Origin of the sequence: Xanthomonas sp. NCPPB 1128 (genome assembly GCF_001043115.1) — a bacterium.
Taxonomy (GTDB): Bacteria; Pseudomonadota; Gammaproteobacteria; order Xanthomonadales; family Xanthomonadaceae; genus Xanthomonas_A.
Genome location: NZ_LFME01000012.1, coordinates 46,001 through 63,638 on the forward strand (window position 1 = coordinate 46,001; position 17,638 = coordinate 63,638).

The 17,638-nt window shown below is 69.6% G+C and carries 14 protein-coding genes; 7 read left to right on the forward strand and 7 right to left on the reverse strand.

Annotation, left to right across the window (positions count from 1 at the left end):
* The first annotated feature begins 65 nt into the window (after positions 1–65).
* Genes ACP93_RS09755 through ACP93_RS09765 form a run of 3 tightly spaced genes read left to right on the forward strand, consistent with a single transcriptional unit; the run spans position 66 to position 3,074 of the window.
* Positions 66–1,466, forward strand: a complete 1,401-nt coding sequence (locus ACP93_RS09755) for a cytochrome P450 (protein ID WP_048490498.1) — start codon at positions 66–68, stop codon at positions 1,464–1,466.
* Positions 1,459–2,373 (forward strand): sulfotransferase domain-containing protein, encoded by a 915-nt coding sequence (locus ACP93_RS09760; protein ID WP_048490499.1) that lies wholly within the window; start codon positions 1,459–1,461, stop codon positions 2,371–2,373. Before ACP93_RS09755 ends, ACP93_RS09760 begins: the two co-directional genes overlap by 8 nt.
* Positions 2,370–3,074, forward strand: coding sequence for a sulfotransferase family protein (locus tag ACP93_RS09765; RefSeq protein WP_048490500.1), 705 nt, complete (start codon positions 2,370–2,372; stop codon positions 3,072–3,074). The genes ACP93_RS09760 and ACP93_RS09765 overlap by 4 nt, the downstream gene beginning before the upstream one ends.
* Positions 3,075–3,086: 12 nt before the next feature.
* Here the strand turns inward: ACP93_RS09765 and ACP93_RS09770 are convergent, their stop codons facing one another.
* Both ACP93_RS09770 and ACP93_RS22475 read right to left on the reverse strand, forming a co-directional pair.
* The gene (locus tag ACP93_RS09770; RefSeq protein WP_048490501.1) at positions 3,087–3,869 is read right to left on the reverse strand and encodes a TorF family putative porin; all 783 of its coding nucleotides are present in this window, start codon (positions 3,867–3,869) and stop codon (positions 3,087–3,089) included.
* The gene (locus tag ACP93_RS22475; protein ID WP_048490502.1) at positions 3,866–6,409 is read right to left on the reverse strand and encodes a methyl-accepting chemotaxis protein; all 2,544 of its coding nucleotides are present in this window, start codon (positions 6,407–6,409) and stop codon (positions 3,866–3,868) included. Before ACP93_RS22475 ends, ACP93_RS09770 begins: the two co-directional genes overlap by 4 nt.
* A gap of 505 nt (positions 6,410–6,914) precedes the next feature.
* On the opposite strand from ACP93_RS22475, the gene ACP93_RS09780 reads away from it, so the two are divergent.
* Complete coding sequence (locus tag ACP93_RS09780; protein WP_048490503.1) at positions 6,915–7,412, forward strand: DUF6630 family protein; 498 nt, start codon at positions 6,915–6,917, stop codon at positions 7,410–7,412.
* A 68-nt stretch (positions 7,413–7,480) separates the two neighbouring features.
* Here ACP93_RS09780 and ACP93_RS09785 read toward each other — a convergent pair whose 3' ends face one another.
* Positions 7,481–8,038 carry a DUF3228 family protein gene (locus ACP93_RS09785; protein ID WP_048490550.1) on the reverse strand — a complete coding sequence of 186 codons (558 nt, stop codon included), beginning with the start codon at positions 8,036–8,038 and terminating at the stop codon, positions 7,481–7,483.
* 203 nt (positions 8,039–8,241) lie between these two features.
* Positions 8,242–9,162 (reverse strand): M14 family metallopeptidase, encoded by a 921-nt coding sequence (locus ACP93_RS09790; RefSeq protein ID WP_048490504.1) that lies wholly within the window; start codon positions 9,160–9,162, stop codon positions 8,242–8,244.
* 332 nt (positions 9,163–9,494) lie between these two features.
* Between ACP93_RS09790 and ACP93_RS09795 the strand changes: the two genes are divergently transcribed.
* From ACP93_RS09795 to ACP93_RS09805, 3 genes are all read left to right on the forward strand, one after another.
* The gene (locus ACP93_RS09795; RefSeq protein ID WP_204243667.1) at positions 9,495–10,865 is read left to right on the forward strand and encodes an alpha-amylase family protein; all 1,371 of its coding nucleotides are present in this window, start codon (positions 9,495–9,497) and stop codon (positions 10,863–10,865) included.
* A 164-nt stretch (positions 10,866–11,029) separates the two neighbouring features.
* On the forward strand, positions 11,030–11,872 hold the full coding sequence (metF, locus tag ACP93_RS09800; protein WP_048490506.1) for a methylenetetrahydrofolate reductase [NAD(P)H]: 843 nt from the start codon (positions 11,030–11,032) through the stop codon (positions 11,870–11,872).
* Positions 11,873–12,031: 159 nt separating this feature from the next.
* Entirely contained in the window at positions 12,032–12,637 is a 606-nt protein-coding gene (locus tag ACP93_RS09805; RefSeq protein WP_048490507.1) for a DUF4124 domain-containing protein, read from the forward strand.
* A gap of 273 nt (positions 12,638–12,910) precedes the next feature.
* Here ACP93_RS09805 and ACP93_RS09810 read toward each other — a convergent pair whose 3' ends face one another.
* The 3 genes from ACP93_RS09810 to secA all read right to left on the reverse strand — a co-directional run bounded on the left by ACP93_RS09810 (position 12,911) and on the right by secA (position 17,588).
* Positions 12,911–13,873 carry a Nudix family hydrolase gene (locus tag ACP93_RS09810; protein ID WP_048490508.1) on the reverse strand — a complete coding sequence of 321 codons (963 nt, stop codon included), beginning with the start codon at positions 13,871–13,873 and terminating at the stop codon, positions 12,911–12,913.
* A gap of 302 nt (positions 13,874–14,175) precedes the next feature.
* Positions 14,176–14,550, reverse strand: coding sequence for a VOC family protein (locus tag ACP93_RS09815; RefSeq protein WP_048490509.1), 375 nt, complete (start codon positions 14,548–14,550; stop codon positions 14,176–14,178).
* Positions 14,551–14,846: 296 nt separating this feature from the next.
* Positions 14,847–17,588 carry a preprotein translocase subunit SecA gene (secA, locus tag ACP93_RS09820; RefSeq protein ID WP_048490510.1) on the reverse strand — a complete coding sequence of 914 codons (2,742 nt, stop codon included), beginning with the start codon at positions 17,586–17,588 and terminating at the stop codon, positions 14,847–14,849.
* Positions 17,589–17,638 lie beyond the last annotated feature (50 nt).

Sequence of the window (17,638 nt, forward strand, 5' to 3'; positions counted from 1 at the left end):
CGACACATGCCAGCTTTCGCATCGTTGCGCGCCAGAGCGTTGCCGGTATCCATGCAGGTGTCCGCGTGACCGATGCGCGGCCACTTCCGCCCGGGCCGCGCGGGCACTGGGCGTTCGGCAATCGGCAGGCCTTCGCCGCCCATCCCCTGGAATTCCTGCAAGGCTGCGCGCGCGAGCATGGCGACGTGGTGCGGATCGCCCAGCGCGCCTACCTGCTCGCGGCACCGGCCGCCATCGCCACCGTGCTCGGCGACGACGGCAGCCTCTATGCCAAATCCGATCCGGATCCGCGCGCGCGCCGCGCCGCATTCCCGGCATCGGTGATGAACAGCGAGGGCGAAGCCTGGCGACAAAAGCGCCAGGCACTGCAGCCCGCATTCCGCGCCGGCCTGGTGCGCGACTACGCCGCACAGGCGGCCGCCGCCACGCAGGCGCTGCTACGATCGCACGACGATATCGACGATATCTACAACGCGCACGATCTGCGCCCGACCATGACCGCGCTATGCGCGCAACTGGGCGCCGGCTTCCTGCTCGGCGACGCGGCACACGCGCCTGCGCTGCTGCGGATGCTGCCGATGGTCGATGCAATCCTGCAGCAGACGCGCACACCGTCCGCGGCGCCGGCCTGGTGGCCGAGCGCTCGCAAGCGCCGTCTGCGTTCCGCGCGCGTCGCGCTGGACACCGCGCTGACACAGATCCTGGCGTCGCCGCCTTCGCCTGGCGCAGACGCTTCGGTGCTGGAACGGCTGCGCCGCGACGATCCGCAGGGCCAGGGCGACTGGTGCCGCGACGAAGCGGCGGCGATGCTGATGTCGGCGCTGGAACCGATGGCGGCCGGCCTGACCTGGACGCTGTTGCTGCTGGCCCAGCATCCGGCGATCGCACAGGCGGTGGCGGAGGAAGCCTATGCGCTGCCCGGCCTCGACAGTGCGTCCGCCGCGAGCTGCGACGACGCGCTCGTCGAACGCCTGCCGCTGGCCCGCGCCTGCGTGAAGGAAGCCATGCGTCTGTATCCGCCGGCATGGATGACCGCACGCATCGCGCAACGCGACACCGCCCTGGACGGCTTCGCGGTACCGCGCGGCACCCAACTGATCGTCAGCCAATGGGTGGTGCAGCGCGATGCGCGCCACTACGCCGCGGCGGACCGCTTCCTGCCGGCGCGCTGGCTGGACCCGGCGCACGCCCCGGCGCGCTACACCTACTTTCCCTTCGGTGGCGGTCCGCGCAGTTGCATCGGCAGCCAGCTGGCGCTGGTGCAGATGACCATGGTCGTGGCCGGCCTGCTGCGCGAACGCACGCTGCACCTGGCGGTGGATGCGCGGCCACGGCCGTTCCCCGCGCTGGTGCTGCGTCCGCTCGACGTCCGCATCGCCCTGCGCCCGCGCACGGCCGTCCCGCTCCAACAGTCGCCGGCCGCGCCAACGCCCCTCTCCCATACACCGGAAGCCCCGCATGGCTGACCCCACCGCCTTCGCCAAGACCCGGGAATATCCCAACCGCTTCTTCGATTCCGCCGCCTGGAACGAGCTTTCCTTCCGCGACGGCGACATCGTGATCGCCAGCTACGCCAAGGCCGGCACCACCTGGCTGCAGCAGATCGTCGCGCAGTTGCTGTTCGAGGGTGCGGCCGACGTCGACGTGTCGGCGATCTCGCCGTGGCTGGACGGCGTGTATCCGGACCGCGCGAGCAAGCTTGCGCTGCTGCAGGCGCAGACCCACCGGCGCTTCATCAAGACGCATCTCCCGGCCGATGCGCTGGTGGTCAGCGATCGCGCCAAGTACCTGTACATCGGCCGCGACGGCCGCGACATCGCGCTGAGCCTGTACGACCACCAGTGTGCGGTCAGCCAGGAAGCACAGGCGCGGCTGGACGCAGGTGCGGCCGAACCGGGCAAGCTGCGCGTGGTGCCGCCGCCGAGCCTGCCGACGGATGCCTACCTGGCGCATTGGCTGGCCCACGACGGCGCGCCGTTCTGGCCGTTCTGGGAAGGCGTGCGCAGTTGGTGGCAGCAGCGCGCGCAGCCGAACGTGCTGCTGTTGCACTACGCCGACCTGCTGGAGGATCTGCCCACACAGGTGCGGCGCATCGCCGCGTTCCTGGAGATCCCGGTGCGCGAGGCGACCTGGGAGACGATCCTGGCGCACTGCCAGTTCGACTACATGCGCCAGCACGCCGCGCGCTACGTGCCGCAGGGTGCCGGGCTGTGGCGCGAGGGCGGCAAGGCCTTCTTCAACCAGGGCCGCAGCGGCCGCTGGCGCAGGCTGTTGCCGGCCGCCATCGCCGCCGACTACGAGGCGCGCGCGCAGGCCGAACTGGGCGGCGAGGCCGCGCAGTGGCTGGCGCAGGGCGCAGAGGCGGCCGCATGAGCCTGCGCGTCATCGGCGCCGGCCTCGGCCGCACCGGCACCCTGTCGCTGAAGCTGGCGCTGGAACATCTGGGCCTGGGCCGCTGCTATCACGCCATGGAGCTGGCCGCGCAGCTGCGTCAGGCCTTGCCGCTGTGGGACGCGGCGATCGACGGGCAGGCGGACTGGGACGCGCTGTTCGCCGGCTACACCGCCACCGTCGACTATCCCGGCTGTTGCTTCTGGCGCGAGCTGGTCGCGCACTATCCGCAGGCCAAGGTGATCCTGACCGTGCGCGATGCCGATGCCTGGTTCGAGTCGGTGCGCAGCACCATCTTCGCCAGCGACGGCAGCGTGCCGGCCCTATTCGGCCCCGACGGCCAGCGCCTGAGCCAGTTCCTGCGCCGCGGGTTCGCCACGCACATCGACGATCGCGGCTTCATGACCGACTATTTCCATCGCTGGAACCAGGAGGTCATCGCCAGCGTGCCGGCGCAGCGCCTGCTCGTGCTCGACACCGACGCGCAGAGCGGCTGGGAACCGCTGTGCACCTTCCTGGGCGTGCCGGTGCCGGCGCAGCCGTATCCGCGCGTGCATGCGCGCAGCAGCGGAGGCGCGCAAGCGCGCCCGCTGCCCAGCGACCCGGCGCAACGCGAATACCGCCTGCGCGCTTACCTGGACCGGCTCGCCGTGGAGGCGTTCGCGCCGCCCGCCGAGGGCTGACCGCGCCTCCGGCTAAAACGAGAAATTGCGCTTGATGGTGAACGACCAGGCGCCGTCGATTGGATTGGTGACATGCACACGGCCGTCGCCATCCGGCACGCCAGTGGTGTAGCGGCGATAGACTCCGGCGCTGTTCCAGGCCCGCGAATAGGTCAGCCCGAACTCGGTGCCACGCCAGGTGCGGTTCAGGCCGACGCGTGCGTCGGTCCAGCCGTAGTCGGCGAAGTTGCGCACGTGCTGATGGCCGGCATGCAGGCTCGCCTGCCAGTCCGACACCAGCGGCAGCGTGGCGTCCAGCGCCAGATAGCCAGAGCCGCGCGAGTGCTGGCCCTGGCCGACGCCCAGCGTGGCGCTGTTGTAGCCGAAGTAGTCACGTGTCCAGGTACTGGCGTAGGACAGCTCCAGCGTGCGCCAATGCCCGGCGATGATCGCCTCGCCGTAGTCGTAGCGGGTGCCGCTGGCGCTCATGCGCGCGCCGGGATAGGCGTAGTGGTAGACGCCGGCACGCCAACCCCAGTCGCCACGGCTGGCTGCATAGCCGGCGTACACGTCCCACTCCACGTGTCCGCCTTCGATGAAGTACGGACTCACCCCCGAGGCCCAGGTGCCGGCGAACCAGCCGCTGTCCGCGGCCACGTCCAGCCCACCCTGCAGCACCGGACGGCCCCAGCTCTGCTCGAATCCGCGCGAGACGTAGTTCGAGGTCGCCGCCAGATTGGCGCTGGCGGTTCCGGCGCAGGCCGGCGCGGCGACGCCCAGCGACAGCAGCAGCGCAACAGCGCGCACGGCCCTCACGACACCAGCTCCAGCCGCGCCCGGCCCGCCGTGGCCAGGCCGCCCGACGAAGGTGCCGCGAGCTTGAACAGCGCCACCGCGCGCTGCAGTTCCTCGGCCTGATCCTCCATCGCCCGCGCCGCCGCGGTGGCCTCCTCGACCAGCGCGGCATTCTGCTGGGTGACTTCGTCCATCTGCACGATGGTCTTGCCGACCTGTTCGATGCCGGCGCTCTGCTCCTGCGAGGCGGCGGCGATCTCGCTCATGATGTCGGTGACCCGCCGCACGCTGGCCACCACCTCGCGCATGGTGTCGCCGGCGCCGTTGACCAGCGCCGTGCCGTTGTCGATCTGGCCGACCGAGGCGTCGATCAGGCCCTTGATCTCGTGCGCCGCGGTCGCCGAGCGCTGCGCCAGCGCACGCACCTCGCTCGCCACCACCGCGAAGCCCCGGCCCTGCTCGCCGGCGCGCGCCGCCTCCACCGCGGCGTTGAGCGCCAGGATATTGGTCTGGAAGGCGATGCCGTCGATCACGCCGATAATCTCGGCCATCTTCTTCGAGGCACCGGCGATGCCGGACATGGTCTCCACCACCTGCTCGACCACCGCGCCGCCGCGCGAGGCCACGCCGGCGGTGTCCTGCGCCAGGCGGTTGGCCTGGTGCGCATGCTCGGCGTTCTGCTTCACCGTGGAGGTCAGTTCTTCCATCGAGGCCGCGGTCTCTTCCAGGTTGGCCGCCTGTTGCTCGGTGCGCCGCGACAGGTCGTCGTTGCCGGCGGCGATCTCGCCGGCGGCGGTATTGATCGCGGTGGTGGCCTGCTGGATGCGGCCGACGATGCCGGTCAGCTGCTCCACGGTGGCGTTGGCGTCGTCGCGCATCTGCGCGAACACGCCATGGAACTCGCCGTGCATGCGCGCGGTGAGGTCGCCCTGCGCCACCGCCCGCAACAACGCCGACAAGGCCGACAGGTTGCCTTCGGTCAGCTCCATCAGGCGGTTCAGCCCGACCACCATGCCGCGGAAGTCGTGCTGGAAGCGCGCGGCGTCGCCGCGCCGGGAAAAATCGCCGGAGGCCGCGGCCTGCGCCAGTTCGGTGATGGCCTGGTTGATCGCCTGCAGGCTGCGCTTGGTGGTGCGCATCGCTTCGGTGATCGCCGCCTTCTCGCCCGGCAGCGGTTCCATGTCCACCTGCATGTTGCCGATCGCGTACTGCGACATCACCTCGACCAGGCGCCGCTGCACGTCCACGTGCGCTGCGACCAGCGCGTTGGTGCCGTGGACCATGCGCCCGTACTCGCCGGGGAAGCGCTCGGCGTCCATCCGATAACTCATCTCGCCGGCGTCGTGGCGCTGCGCCATCTCCGCCTGCGCCTGCATCACCGCCTGCAACTGCGTCTGCATGCTGCCCATCGCATCCAGCAACTGGCCCAGTTCGTCGTCGCGCCGATGGCGAACCTGGCTGTCCAGGCGCCCGGCGGCGACCGCCGAAGACACGCGCACGGCCTCGGCCAGCGGGTCGAGTACCTGCCGGCGCAGCAGCAGGTACAGCGCGCCGCTCAGCACCAGCGCCGAAAGCAGCCCGACCGCGGCGATGGTCCACAACAGCGCACGCGCCTTGGCCATGACCAACGCATACGGCACCGAGATGCCCAGCGCGAACGCCTGCGGCGCATCGCCGATCTTCAACGGCACGAACACGTTCAACGCATCCTCGCCGTCGGCGCGGCGATGGTCGAACACCACCTGGCCCTTGGCCACACGCGCGAGCATGTCCTTGGACCAGGCATCGTTGCGGGTCTTGCCGACCTGCTGCGGATCGCGGCTGGCCATCACCATGCCCAACGGCGACAGCAGGCTGGCGTGGCCCTCGCCCATCGGCCGCAGCGCGGCGATACGCTGCTGCAGGGTGTCGAGGGTGAAGTCGACGGTGACCACGCCCAGGAAGCGGCCGTTCTCCAGGATCGGCGTGGCCAGCGTCGTCATCAACGTGTCCTTGCCGGCCACCGGGTAGTAGTACGGCTCGATCACCACCGGCTTGTGCGTGTTGCGCGCCAGCAGGTACCAGTCGCCGTCGCCTGGCTTCTCGTAGTCGCGCAGGGCCTCACGCACCAGCTTGCCGTTCTGCCGCGACCACCAGGTCATGTAGCGGCCGCTGGCGTCGTGGCCCTCGGCACCGACGAAACCCTTGTCGTTGCCGTCGAACGCGTCCGGCTCCCACATGGTGCTGATGCCCAGCCACTGCGGATGCGCATCGAGCTGGCTGCGCAACACCGCCGTGGCGATGGCGCGCGACAGGCCACCGGCACCATGCTGCACACGGAAGCTGTTGGCCAGCGCCTCGCTGGCGTCGAAGGCCACGCCGATCTCGCGCGACACGCGCTGCGCCTCCAGTTGCCCCAGGTTCTCGATGCTGGTGCGCGAGGTCGACAGCAACGCATCGCTGCTGCGCCAGTAGATGATCATCGCGGTCAGGCCGAAGCAGGCCAGCGCGAGCAGGCCGGTACCCAGCATCAGGCGTTTGGCGACGCTGCCGCGACGGCGATGCGGCGACGGAGTGGACATGACGGCTTCCTTGGCAGGGGGAGAGTACGGGTGCGGGGAACACGCCACATCGAAGCCACCACAGCGCACGGCGCACGCGCGCCGTGTCCGTTGCCAATGACCTGCCCGAGACGCCTTCCCCAACGGGCCACGACGCGCCGCCGGACATCGCGTCCCAGGGCTGCTGCATGGCGGCTTACTCCCTCGCTATCGTCCCGCCGTCCGCAAACTTGATGGTCATCCCGCGCCAGGCCGATGAACGGACAGGTGTTCGCGGACAAAGCGGCCGACAGCGCATGGTTTCTTCCTGCATGCATGCACCAGTGAACATCTGCGCGCACCGGTGCAGCGCAGCGTTCCGGCATGCGATCTGCGCGGCGTCATGTGGCCAGCCGCATGGGATTGGCCACGTACGGCGCGGTATGCGGACAGACGACGGAGCCAGGGCGCAGGCGCATTCGCCAGGGCAGGCCTGCCTTGCCTTCAACGCAAAGGGGCACCGACAATGGATCCACGAGGAGAGGCCATGCACACTGCACGCGACACCTGGATGTCCATCTGCGACACGCTTGCTCCGGAAGACCACGGCCTGCGCGACGACGTTGCCCTCGCCATCGAGGCGCCGTCACGCTATCTGCAGCAGTTCGAGGATCCGCTGTTCGAGCGTGGCATCGAGGAACCGCACCAGGTCAGTCCGTGGCTGGCCCTGGTCGACGGGTTGATCTCGCGGGGCTTGTGCACCGAGGTGGATTGGAAAGTGGACGCCGCCGACCTCGCCCACGCGCTGGGCGAACTGCGGCCCCTGGCGGGCATGCGAGACGTGCTGTCGCCGCTGGCCGCGTCGCAGACGCGCAACGAAGAGGCACTGACGCTGGCGGCGCGCTGCCTCCAAGTGCAGAGCATGGCACTGCTCCACCTCGACATCGACAGCGACAGCTATCCGTTGCTCGTCGTGCCGGCGGACCGGCGCGACGCCGTGCTACGGATGGCCGAAGCGTTGGGCGAACACGCTGCCGCCCTGTAACCCGCAACGCACGTATCGCGGTCGCGCGCATCTCCAGGCGAGATGGGCAATGAAAGCGCAAGCCGGGCTTACGGCCGCCAGTTGGCGTTGTGCTCCCAGAACGCGACGCTGCGCCGGTAGGCGTCGCGATCCAGCGGCACGCCCGAGCCGCCCTCCTCCACGCCCAGCGCATTGCGCAGCATGGTGATCGGCGCCATCGGGATCTCCTGCGGCTCGGCGGTGTACAGGCAACCGACCACGCCCCAGTCGGCCTCGATCGGTGCGCCCTCGTGCGCGAGCTGTTCGCGGCTGTAGAGGATCGGCAACACGTAGGCGGCCACCGGCGGCTCGACGCCTTCGAACCAGCGCACCAGCACCGGCAACTCTTCGCGGCTGCGCGCCTCGTAGCCGGAACGCAGCAGGCGCCGGTTGGCGTCGGTGATCGGCACGGTCAGGCAGCGCGTCGAGGTCCAGTTGCGGTGCACGTGCAACTTGCAGAACGGCGCGTAGCCGTCGAGCACCTGCAGCGGCGCGTGGGTGTTGAGATGCTGCTCGAACTGCTCCGGCGTGCAGTCCTGGATCGCATTGCGGCGGCCGTCGCGTGGGAACAGGCGGGTGCGGGCGAACGGCGTGAGGACGATGAACATGGCGTGCATGGCGAACGAGGGCGGACAAGCGTAACGCGCAGCATGGTCGGTGCGCACCGGTAGCGCCAGATCCCGATGCGCCTCTGGCGCATCAGCGGCAGCATGAGAAATCCCCGTAGGAGCGGCTTCAGCCGCGATGAGCGTTACCGGTAATGCCGTCGCGGCTGAAGCCGCTCCTACAAGATCAGGCAGCCACCTTGCGACTACGGATGCGCCAGGGCGTAGTCGATCGCCGCGCACACCGCCGCCACCTGCGCGGCATTGCACTGCTCCGGCGTGGCGCTGGCGCTGTCCGGGTACACCTCGGTGGTGGTGGTGTAGCGCGCGTCGGTGATGCCCGCACACAGGCCCAGCCGCTTCACCGGATAGTTGATGACCCCCGGCGCCGCCAGCGGCGTGCCGATGAGTTCGCCGGCGGCGTCGGCCGGCGCGATATGGGTGACGTGCGCCACCGCGGCCAGCACCGCCTGCTGGAAGGCCGGCTGTGGGTTCTCGCTGTCGCCGACCAGGTAGAACCCATCGGGAATGCCGCCCGGCGCGTAGTCGACGCCATCGCGCGCGGCCAGTGCCGGACGGAACTCGGACTCGTCGCTGTCGGTGGTCTCGTGCAGATCGATATGCATGCGCACTTGCTCGCGCAACGGCGCGATCAGGCGCAGCAGCGCAGCCGATTCCTGCGCCGGGCTATCGGCGCGGAACGAACGGTTGGGATCCAGCGCATCGGCGTTCCAGCGGTGGATACGCTCGTACGCCCAGGGGCTCACGCAGGGCGCCACCAGCACGTTGGCGCGGCCGGCGTAGTCCCCGGCATGCTGCTGCGCGAACTGCAGGGCGCCGTGCACGCCGCTGGTCTCGTAGCCGTGCACGCCACCGGTGACCAGCATGCACGGCAGCGAATCGTTCCAATCTTGACTGCGCAGCGCCAGCAGCGGATAGCGCTCCCCTGCATATGCCAGTTCGCCGTACTCGACCACCTCCCACGGCCCGCGCAGGCGCTCGATGGCCGCCACCACCTCGTCCTGGTAGCTGCGCCGGCGCGGCTGCCCGGACAGCCAGGCCGCCTTCTCGGCGGCGCCCCAGGGCACGCCAGGGGTTCCGATCGGATAGAAGGCTGCGCTGGTCATGATGCGGCTCCACGTCGACAGGTGAGGGCGGCGACTGTAGCAAAGCGGGCCCGCGGCGATACGCGGCGCCACGAACACCGCGTTTGCGGCGCCTGCGCATGGAAGCGGATGCCGATCCCGCTTTCGTGCGCTGTCGCCATGAATACGTATGTAGCGCACCCATGCTGCGCCGCGATGCGCGCTTAGCATCCTCCCGCCGCACGCCAGCGCCGCGGCGACGTCACGCCCCTGTCCTGCAGGCGCCCCTGCCTGCGCCCACGCAACGAGGAGATCGCACGATGCGCGTCCCATCCGCTGCAAATCGTCTGCTGCGCCTGCACCGCTGGCGCAATCTGCTGGTCGGCCTGCTGCTGCTCCTGGTCACCGCCAGCGCCCAGGCCGATGTCATCCTGCATGCCTTCAACTGGCCCTACGCCACCGTCGAAGCGCGTGCCGCGCAGATCGCCGCCGCCGGCTACCGCAAGGTGCTGGTGGCGCCGGCCTACCGCTCGCAGGGCGACGCCTGGTGGGCGCGTTACCAGCCGCAGGACATGCGCCTGATCGACAACCCGCTCGGCGACACCGACGCCTTCGCCAGCATGGTGCAGGCGCTGAAGGCGGTGGGCGTGGAAACCTATGCCGACGTGGTGCTCAACCACATGGCCAACGAAGCGGCCACACGCTCGGACCTGAACTACCCGGGCAGCGCGATACTCGGCCAGTACGCGGCCAATCCGCAGCGCTATGCGTCGCTGCGGCTGTTTGGCGACCTCTCGCAGAATTTCCTCAGCGCCAACGATTTCGGCCCGGCGCAGTGCATCACCAACTACAACGATCCCTACCAGGTACGCACCTACCGCATCTGCGGCGGCGGCAGCGATCCCGGCCTGCCGGATCTGGTCGGCAACGACTGGGTGGTGCAGCAGCAGCGCAACTACCTGCTGGCGCTGAAGGCGCTGGGCGTGACCGGCTTCCGCATCGACGCGGCCAAGCACATGACCTTCGATCATCTGAACAAGGTGCTCGATGCGCAGGTGCGCTCCGGCGTGCTGGTGTTCGGCGAAGTGATCACCGGCGGCGGCAGCGGCAATTCCGACTACGACCAGTTCCTGGCGCCGTATCTGCAGGCCACCCCGCACGCGGCCTACGACTTCCCGCTGTTCAATTCGGTGCGCAACGCCTTCGCCTACGGCGGCAGCATGGACCTGCTGGTGGATCCGGGCGCCTACGGCCAGGCGCTGCCGGGCGCGCGCGCGGTGACCTTCGCCATCACCCATGACATCCCCAACAACGCCGGCTTCCGCTACGCGATCATGGACCCGGTCGACGAGACCCTGGCCTACGCCTATCTGCTCGGCCGCGACGGCGGCGTGCCGATGGTGTACTCGGACAACAACGAGAGCGGCGACAACCGCTGGGTCAACGCCTACCAGCGCGACGACCTCAAGCGCATGGTCGGCTTCCACAACGCGGCGCAGGGCCGCGACATGCAGGTGCTGGCGCACGGTGCCTGCTACCTGCTGTTCCGCCGCGGCGACCTGGGCATCGTCGGCATCAACAAGTGCGGCACCACCGTCACCGCCGCGGTGCCGATGAACGGCAGCGTGCTGCGCTGGAACGTGGACTACACCGATGCGCTGGGCTCGGGCAGCGTGGTGCGTATTTCCAGCGGCAACTACACCTTCAGCCTGCCGCCGCGGCAGGCGCGGATGTGGAAGCGCTGAGCCTGTATCCGGGCACGGCGCGCCCACCGGCGTGCCGTGCTCGGGCCACGTCACCGATTCAGGCGCGCCGGCAGCGGCCTGGCCACTGCGGCGCGGCCATCGGATATTGCACATCCATCCGGATGAAGAGATATACTGACCGCACCGCCCGCCGCGCTGCGCCCATGACCGCCATCAGCTTCGAGTTCTATCCGCCCAAGACCGACGAACAGCGCGCGCAGCTCGACCGCACCGCCGCGCGGCTGAAGGCCTACGCGCCAGAGTACGTGTCCTGCACCTTCGGTGCCGGCGGCTCGACCCTGAGCTACACCTCCGAGACCGTGCGCCACCTCAAGCAGCACCACCGCTTCGAGGCCGCCCCGCACCTGTCCTGCGTGGGCGGCAGCCGCGAGGAGATCCGCGAGCTGCTCAAGCTGTACCGCGCCATCGGCTGCCGCCGCCTGGTCGCGCTGCGCGCGGACCTGCCGTCCGGCATGGGCCACCCGGGCGACCTGCGCTACGCCGCCGACCTGATCGCCTTCATCCGCGCCGAGCACGGCGACGCCTTCCACCTGGAAGTGGGCGCGTACCCGGAGACGCATCCGCAGGCCAACGACGCGCTCAGCGACCTGCGCCACTTCAAGGCCAAGGTCGACGCCGGCGCCGATGCCGCCATCACCCAGTACTTCTACAACGCCGACGCCTACTTCCACTTCGTCGACGCGGTGCGCAAGCTCGGTGTGCAGATCCCGATCGTGCCCGGCATCATGCCGATCTCCAACTTCAGCCAGCTGCGGCGTTTCTCCGAGCAGTGCGGCGCGGAAATCCCGCGCTGGATCGGCAAGCGCATGCAGGCCTACGGCGACGATGCAGAGGCCATCCGCGACTTCGGTGCCGACGTGGTCGCCACGCTGTGCCAGCGCCTGATCGACGGCGGCGCGCCCGGGCTGCACTTCTACACGCTCAACCTGGCCAAGCCGACCACCAGCGTGCTGGCACGCCTGCGCGGCGCCATCGACGCCGGCTGAGCTTCGCGGCCGCGGTCGCGGCCGCTCGGGATTCGGGATTCGGGATTCGCCAAAGCGGCGCCGCGTGCCGCTGTTGCCAATCCCGAATCCCCAATCACCAATCCCCGCGTCACCACCCATTCGCTCCGCGGTCACGCCGGCTGCGGCTACCCTGCGCCGATGCGCGCCCTTCCGCCGATCCTGCTGCTCCTGTGCCTGTGCATGTTCGCCCTGCCCGCCGCGGCGCAGCGGGTGAACCGCTGCAGCGGCCCCGACGGCACCACCGTGTTCAGCGATCGCCGCTGCGAGGACATCGGCGCGATCGATCGGCTGCCGCCACCGGCCGTGCCAGGCAATGTGAGCGGCCGAGCCGCCGACCTGGCACCACCGCAATGCGTGCGCCGGCTCAGCGTGCTGGCGCAGCAGATCCGCACCGCGGTCGAGACGCGTGACGTCACCCGGCTGTCTGCGCTGTACTGGTGGAACGGCGTCTCCGACGCCGGCGCGCAGCGCGTGCTCGACCGGCTGGAGGCGATCGTGCGCCGTCCGCTGGTGGCGATCGTGCCGGTGTTGCCCGACGACACTGCACAGGCCGCCGACACTGCGCCCGCCGCGACTGCGGCAGCATCGATGCCGGGCACGCCAGACAGCGACGGCACCGACGGTCCACCACGCCGGCACGCCACCGGCCTGCGCCTCCAGCAGACCCTGAGCGGCAGCATCACCCCGGCGTCCACCGTGCTGGGACTGCGCCGGCAGTACGACTGTTTCTGGATCAGCTTTTGAAAGGCCGGGATTGGGGAATGGGGATTGGGGAATCGCAACAGCGGCTTCCCTGTACGCCCCCCACCCTCGCGTAGGAGCGGCTTCAGCCGCGACCTGTCGGCGATCCGTGGTCGCGGCTGAAGCCGCTCCCACAGGTGCAGCGCCAGCCTCGTCGGAGGATCACTGTGGGAGGGACTTCAGTCCCGACGCATTGCGCCATCGAAAAGCACACCGCTTCGCGCGTCGCGGCTGCATGACAGTTGACTCCTACGGACGCGGTTGCTGCCGCCCCACTCACGCCAGATCGACCGCCGCCGGCCATAGTCCGCGGATCGCGGCGACGCCCTGGCCGCCGTGGCGGCGCGCCTCGGCCACTTGCGTCGGCGCCAGGCCGCCGATCGGGTAGATCGGCAGGGCGACCTGCTCGCGCAGCCGCTCGAACGCCTCCCACCCCAACGGCGTGGCGCCGGGGTGGCTGGCGGTGGCCGCCAGCGGCCCGACCACCGCGAAATCGCAGCCGATGCGCTGCGCCGCCTGCAATTCTTCGAGGCTGTGGCAGGACGCCGCCACGGCCTGCCCGTCCGGCAACGGGCGCGCCTGCCACTGCGGCAACTGCTCCGCGCCCAGGTGCACGCCCACGCCCAGTGCCTGCGCCAACGCCACGTCGCGGTTGAACAGCACCTGCGCGCCACGCGTCGCGCACAGCGCAGCGGCGGCCCGCGCCAGCGGCGCCCACTGCTCGGCCGGCAGGCTGCGCGCGCGCAACTGCACGCGGCGCACGCCGGCATCCAGCGCGCGCTCCAGCGCCGCCAGCCAGGGACCCGGCTCGACCGGCTCCGGCGTCACCAGGTAGCACGCGGGCTGACGCAGCATCGCCACCACTGGCTGGTCGGCCGGCGGCATCGCGTAGCGGCACAGCTTGTCGGCACTCACCCAGGTCAGCGCCTGGCCCTCGCGGCCACGCGGCGTGCCCTTCCACGCCGACACCTGGCGCACTTCCAGGCGCAGGCGCTTGTCCGGATAGCGCTGCGGCACTTCCATCAGCCACTCGCCGACGACCGCCTCGATGCCCAGTTCCTCCTGCAGTTCGCGCACCAGCGCTTGCTCCGAGGTCTCGCCGGGTTCGCGCTTGCCGCCGGGGAATTCCCACAGGCCGGCCAGGTCGCGGCCCTCGGTGCGGCGGGTCAGCAGAATACGGCCGCGCGCATCGGTGATGACGCCGGCGACGACATGGATGGATCTGAGCGGTTCGGACATGGCGCAAGCTTGCCGTTTCCGGCAGCGCCAGCGCAATCAACCGGGTTCACATCGGCGACGATCCGCATCCCTCGGCGGGGCGATCGGCGTCCGCACACGCCGCCAGACCGCGCAACAACCGGCTCGGACAGCGCGTCGAGCGGGCAAAGGCTCCTCGCCAAGCCCCGGCATGCGACGCACGAGCCGCTGCCGCGACCATGGCCACATCCGGAGGCGTGATGGGTAACGTCAGCCGCGGGTGGCGACGTCGTGCGCATTGCGCGCGTCACGTCACCTCCGCGACATGCGCAACTGCCAACGGCTCACGCCGCCAAGCCGTGGCCAATCCGCCACAGCACGCCACCGGGGTCGTGCAGGGTGAAATCGCGCATGCCCCAGGGCCGGTCCTCCGGCGCGCCCAGGCGCGCGCCGTAGCGGCCGGCCAGGTCGGCCGCGTGCAGCCGCCGCCACCAGGCGTCGGCGTCCTCCACCCACAGGTGCAGCACGAGGTTCTGCGCCAGGCCCGCGTGGTAGAAATCCTGCAGCAGGAACGCGCAGCGGTCGCCGTGGCGGAAGCAGATCAGGCCGTCGCCGAGCGGCTCGGGCACGAAGCCTACGTCCGCATAGAACCGCGCCGACAGCGCGAGATCCTGCGCCGGCACGAACACCTTGAGTTCCAGACTGGGCGCAGGCTCCACGGCAGGACTAACGAGGCAGTGGCGACATCGGCCACCCTACGCGCCGCCCACCCGGTACGCCAGGTCGGCAAGCGCATCGCCCCAAGCCACTCCCAAAAAACGGAACGCCCCGCACACGGCGGGGCTGTTCGCAAAAGCGTGACCGATCCGCGCACCTGCGTCCGTCGCCGGCCTTCAGCGAAGGGACTGCACCGACGGACGCGGGGATGTGGTGGCCGGCGCACCGACACCCACAGCGTGCGACGCCGACTGCGGAGACGCCGCGCGATTGCGCAGCGCTCCGCGCAACGCCAGGCTCAGCTCAACTGGCCGTGGCAGTGCTTGTACTTCTTGCCGCTGCCGCAGGGGCACGGATCGTTGCGGCCGACCTTCGGCGCTTCGCGGGTCACCTGTGCCACGGTCGGCGCTCCAAGCTCGCCGCGCTGCACCTGCTCGGCTTCCTCGTCGGCACCGTAGCCGCCGGCGTCCTGGTGCTGGAACTGCGCCTGACGCAGCTGCGCCTCCATCTGCTGGCGCTCCTGCGCCTCCAGCGCCGCCACTTCCTCCTCGCTGCGGATGCGCACCCGCGCCAGCAGGGTCACCACTTCGCGCTTGGCGTGCTCCAGCATCTCCGAGAACAGCTCGAAGGCTTCCTTCTTGTATTCCTGCTTGGGCTGCTTCTGCGCATAGCCGCGCAGGTGGATGCCCTGGCGCAGGTAGTCCATGCGCGCCAGGTGCTCCTTCCAGCTCTGGTCGAGCACGGTGAGCATCACGTGCTTCTCCAGCGCACGCATGGTCTCGCCGCCGATCGCCGATTCCTTCTCGCGGAAATGGCGGTCCACTTCCTCGCGCACCTTTTCGACGATGCCGTCCGCGTCCAGTTCCTCGTGGCGCTTGACCAGGTCGCCGATCGACAGCGACAGGCCCAGTTCGCTGGCCAGCGTGGCTTCCAGGCCCGGCAGGTCCCACTGGTCGTCCACCGAGTTCGGCGGCACGAAGCGCGACACGATGTCGTAGATCACGTCGTCGCGGATGCCGTCGACGTTCTCCTTGACCGACTCGGCGTCCAGCAGTTCGTCGCGCTGGGCGTAGATCACCTTGCGCTGGTCGTTGTTGACGTCGTCGAAGTCGAGCAGGTTCTTGCGGATGTCGAAGTTGTGCGCCTCGACCTTGCGCTGCGCCTTCTCGATCTGCCGGCTGACCAGCTTGTCCTCGATGACGTCGTCTTCCTTCATGCCCATCATGCGCATCGCCTTCTGCACCCAGTCGGAGGCGAAGATGCGCATCAGGTTGTCTTCCAGCGACAGGTAGAACCGCGAGGAACCCGGGTCGCCCTGGCGGCCGGAACGGCCACGCAGCTGGTTGTCGATACGCCGCGACTCGTGGCGCTCGGTGCCGATGATGTGCAGGCCGCCGGCGGCCTTGACCGCGTCGTGGCGCTCCTGCCAGGCCGCCTTCAGGCGCGCGCGCGTGGCCTCGTCCGGCTCCTCGCCCAGCGCATGCAGTTCCGCTTCCAGCGAGCCGCCGAGCACGATGTCGGTACCGCGGCCGGCCATGTTGGTGGCGATGGTCACCGCGCCCGGCTGGCCGGCGTTGGCGACGATCTGCGCTTCGCGCTCGTGCTGCTTGGCGTTGAGCACTTCGTGCTTCACGCCCGCCTTGCGCAGGTGCTCGGACAGCATCTCCGAGGTCTCGATCGAGGTGGTGCCGACCAGCACCGGCTGGCCGCGCTTGGCGCAGTCCTCGATGTCGGCCAGCACTGCGTTGAACTTGCCCTGGCGGTTGAGGAACACCTGGTCCGGCCAGTCCTTGCGGATGGTCGGGCGGTTGGTCGGGATCACCACCACTTCCAGGCCGTAGATGCTCTGGAATTCGTAGGCTTCGGTATCGGCCGTGCCGGTCATGCCGGACAGCTTCTTGTACATGCGGAACAGGTTCTGGAAGGTGATGCTGGCCAGCGTCTGGTTCTCGCGCTGCACCGGCACGCCTTCCTTCGCTTCCACCGCCTGGTGCAGGCCGTCGGACCAGCGGCGGCCCGGCAGGGTGCGGCCGGTGAACTCGTCGACGATCACCACCTCGCCGTCGCGCACGATGTAGTCGACGTCGCGCTGGTAGATCGCGTGCGCACGCAGCGCCGCGTTGAGGTGGTGGACCACGCTCAGGTTCTGCGCGCCGTACAGGCGGTCTTCCTCGTCGGTCAGGATGCCGGCGGCGCGCAGCAGCTCTTCGGCGTGCTCCATGCCCGCTTCGGACAGGTGCACCTGCTTGCCCTTCTCGTCGACCCAGAAGTCGCCCTCGCCCTCTTCGGACTCCTGCTTGACCAGCTGCGGCACGATGCGATTGACGCGGATGTACAGCTCCGGCGATTCGTCGGCCGGGCCGGAGATGATCAGCGGAGTGCGCGCTTCGTCGATCAGGATCGAGTCGACTTCGTCGACGATGGCGTAGTTGAGCCCGCGCTGGAAGCGGTCGGCCTTGGACAGCGCCATGTTGTCGCGCAGGTAGTCGAAGCCGAATTCGTTGTTGGTGCCGTAGGTGATGTCGGCGGCGTAGGCGGCATGCTTGTCGCTGTGCGGCATGCCCGGGTACACCACGCCCACGCTCAGGCCCAGCCAGTTGTACAGCTTGCCCATCTGCGCGGCGTCGCGGCGCGCCAGGTAGTCGTTGACGGTGACCACGTGCACGCCCTTGTCTTCCAGCGCGTTGAGGTACACCGGCAGCGTCGCGACCAGGGTCTTGCCCTCGCCGGTGCGCATTTCCGCGATCTTGCCCAGGTGCAGGACCATGCCGCCGATCAACTGCACGTCGTAGTGGCGCATGCCCAGCACGCGGCGGCTGGCCTCGCGGCACACCGCGAACGCTTCCGGCAGCACCTTGTCCAGGGTCTCGCCGCCGGCGATGCGCCCGCGCAGTTCCGGGGTCTTGGCCTGCAGCTGCGCGTCGGAGAGCTGCTCCATCTCCGGCTCCAGCGCATTGATCTTGGCGACGATACGGTGGAGCTGGCGCAGTTGGCGCTCGTTGCGGCTACCGAAAACGCGAGTAAGCAGACTGTTGATCATTGAAGGAACCGGTTGGAAAGGAACGCCTCGACGGTCCGATCCCCAGGGAA

Bases quoted from the DNA above. Each gene is read 5' to 3' on its own strand.
- secA (WP_048490510.1), bottom strand. From the start codon at position 17,588: ATGATCAACAGTCTGCTTACTCGCGTTTTCGGTAGCCGCAACGAGCGC.
- ACP93_RS09765 (WP_048490500.1), top strand. From the start codon at position 2,370: ATGAGCCTGCGCGTCATCGGCGCCGGCCTCGGCCGCACCGGCACCCTG.
- ACP93_RS22475 (WP_048490502.1), bottom strand. From the start codon at position 6,409: ATGTCCACTCCGTCGCCGCATCGCCGTCGCGGCAGCGTCGCCAAACGC.
- ACP93_RS09780 (WP_048490503.1), top strand. From the start codon at position 6,915: ATGCACACTGCACGCGACACCTGGATGTCCATCTGCGACACGCTTGCT.
- ACP93_RS09760 (WP_048490499.1), top strand. From the start codon at position 1,459: ATGGCTGACCCCACCGCCTTCGCCAAGACCCGGGAATATCCCAACCGC.
- ACP93_RS09790 (WP_048490504.1), bottom strand. From the start codon at position 9,162: ATGACCAGCGCAGCCTTCTATCCGATCGGAACCCCTGGCGTGCCCTGG.
- metF (WP_048490506.1), top strand. From the start codon at position 11,030: ATGACCGCCATCAGCTTCGAGTTCTATCCGCCCAAGACCGACGAACAG.
- ACP93_RS09810 (WP_048490508.1), bottom strand. From the start codon at position 13,873: ATGTCCGAACCGCTCAGATCCATCCATGTCGTCGCCGGCGTCATCACC.
- ACP93_RS09805 (WP_048490507.1), top strand. From the start codon at position 12,032: ATGCGCGCCCTTCCGCCGATCCTGCTGCTCCTGTGCCTGTGCATGTTC.
- ACP93_RS09785 (WP_048490550.1), bottom strand. From the start codon at position 8,038: ATGTTCATCGTCCTCACGCCGTTCGCCCGCACCCGCCTGTTCCCACGC.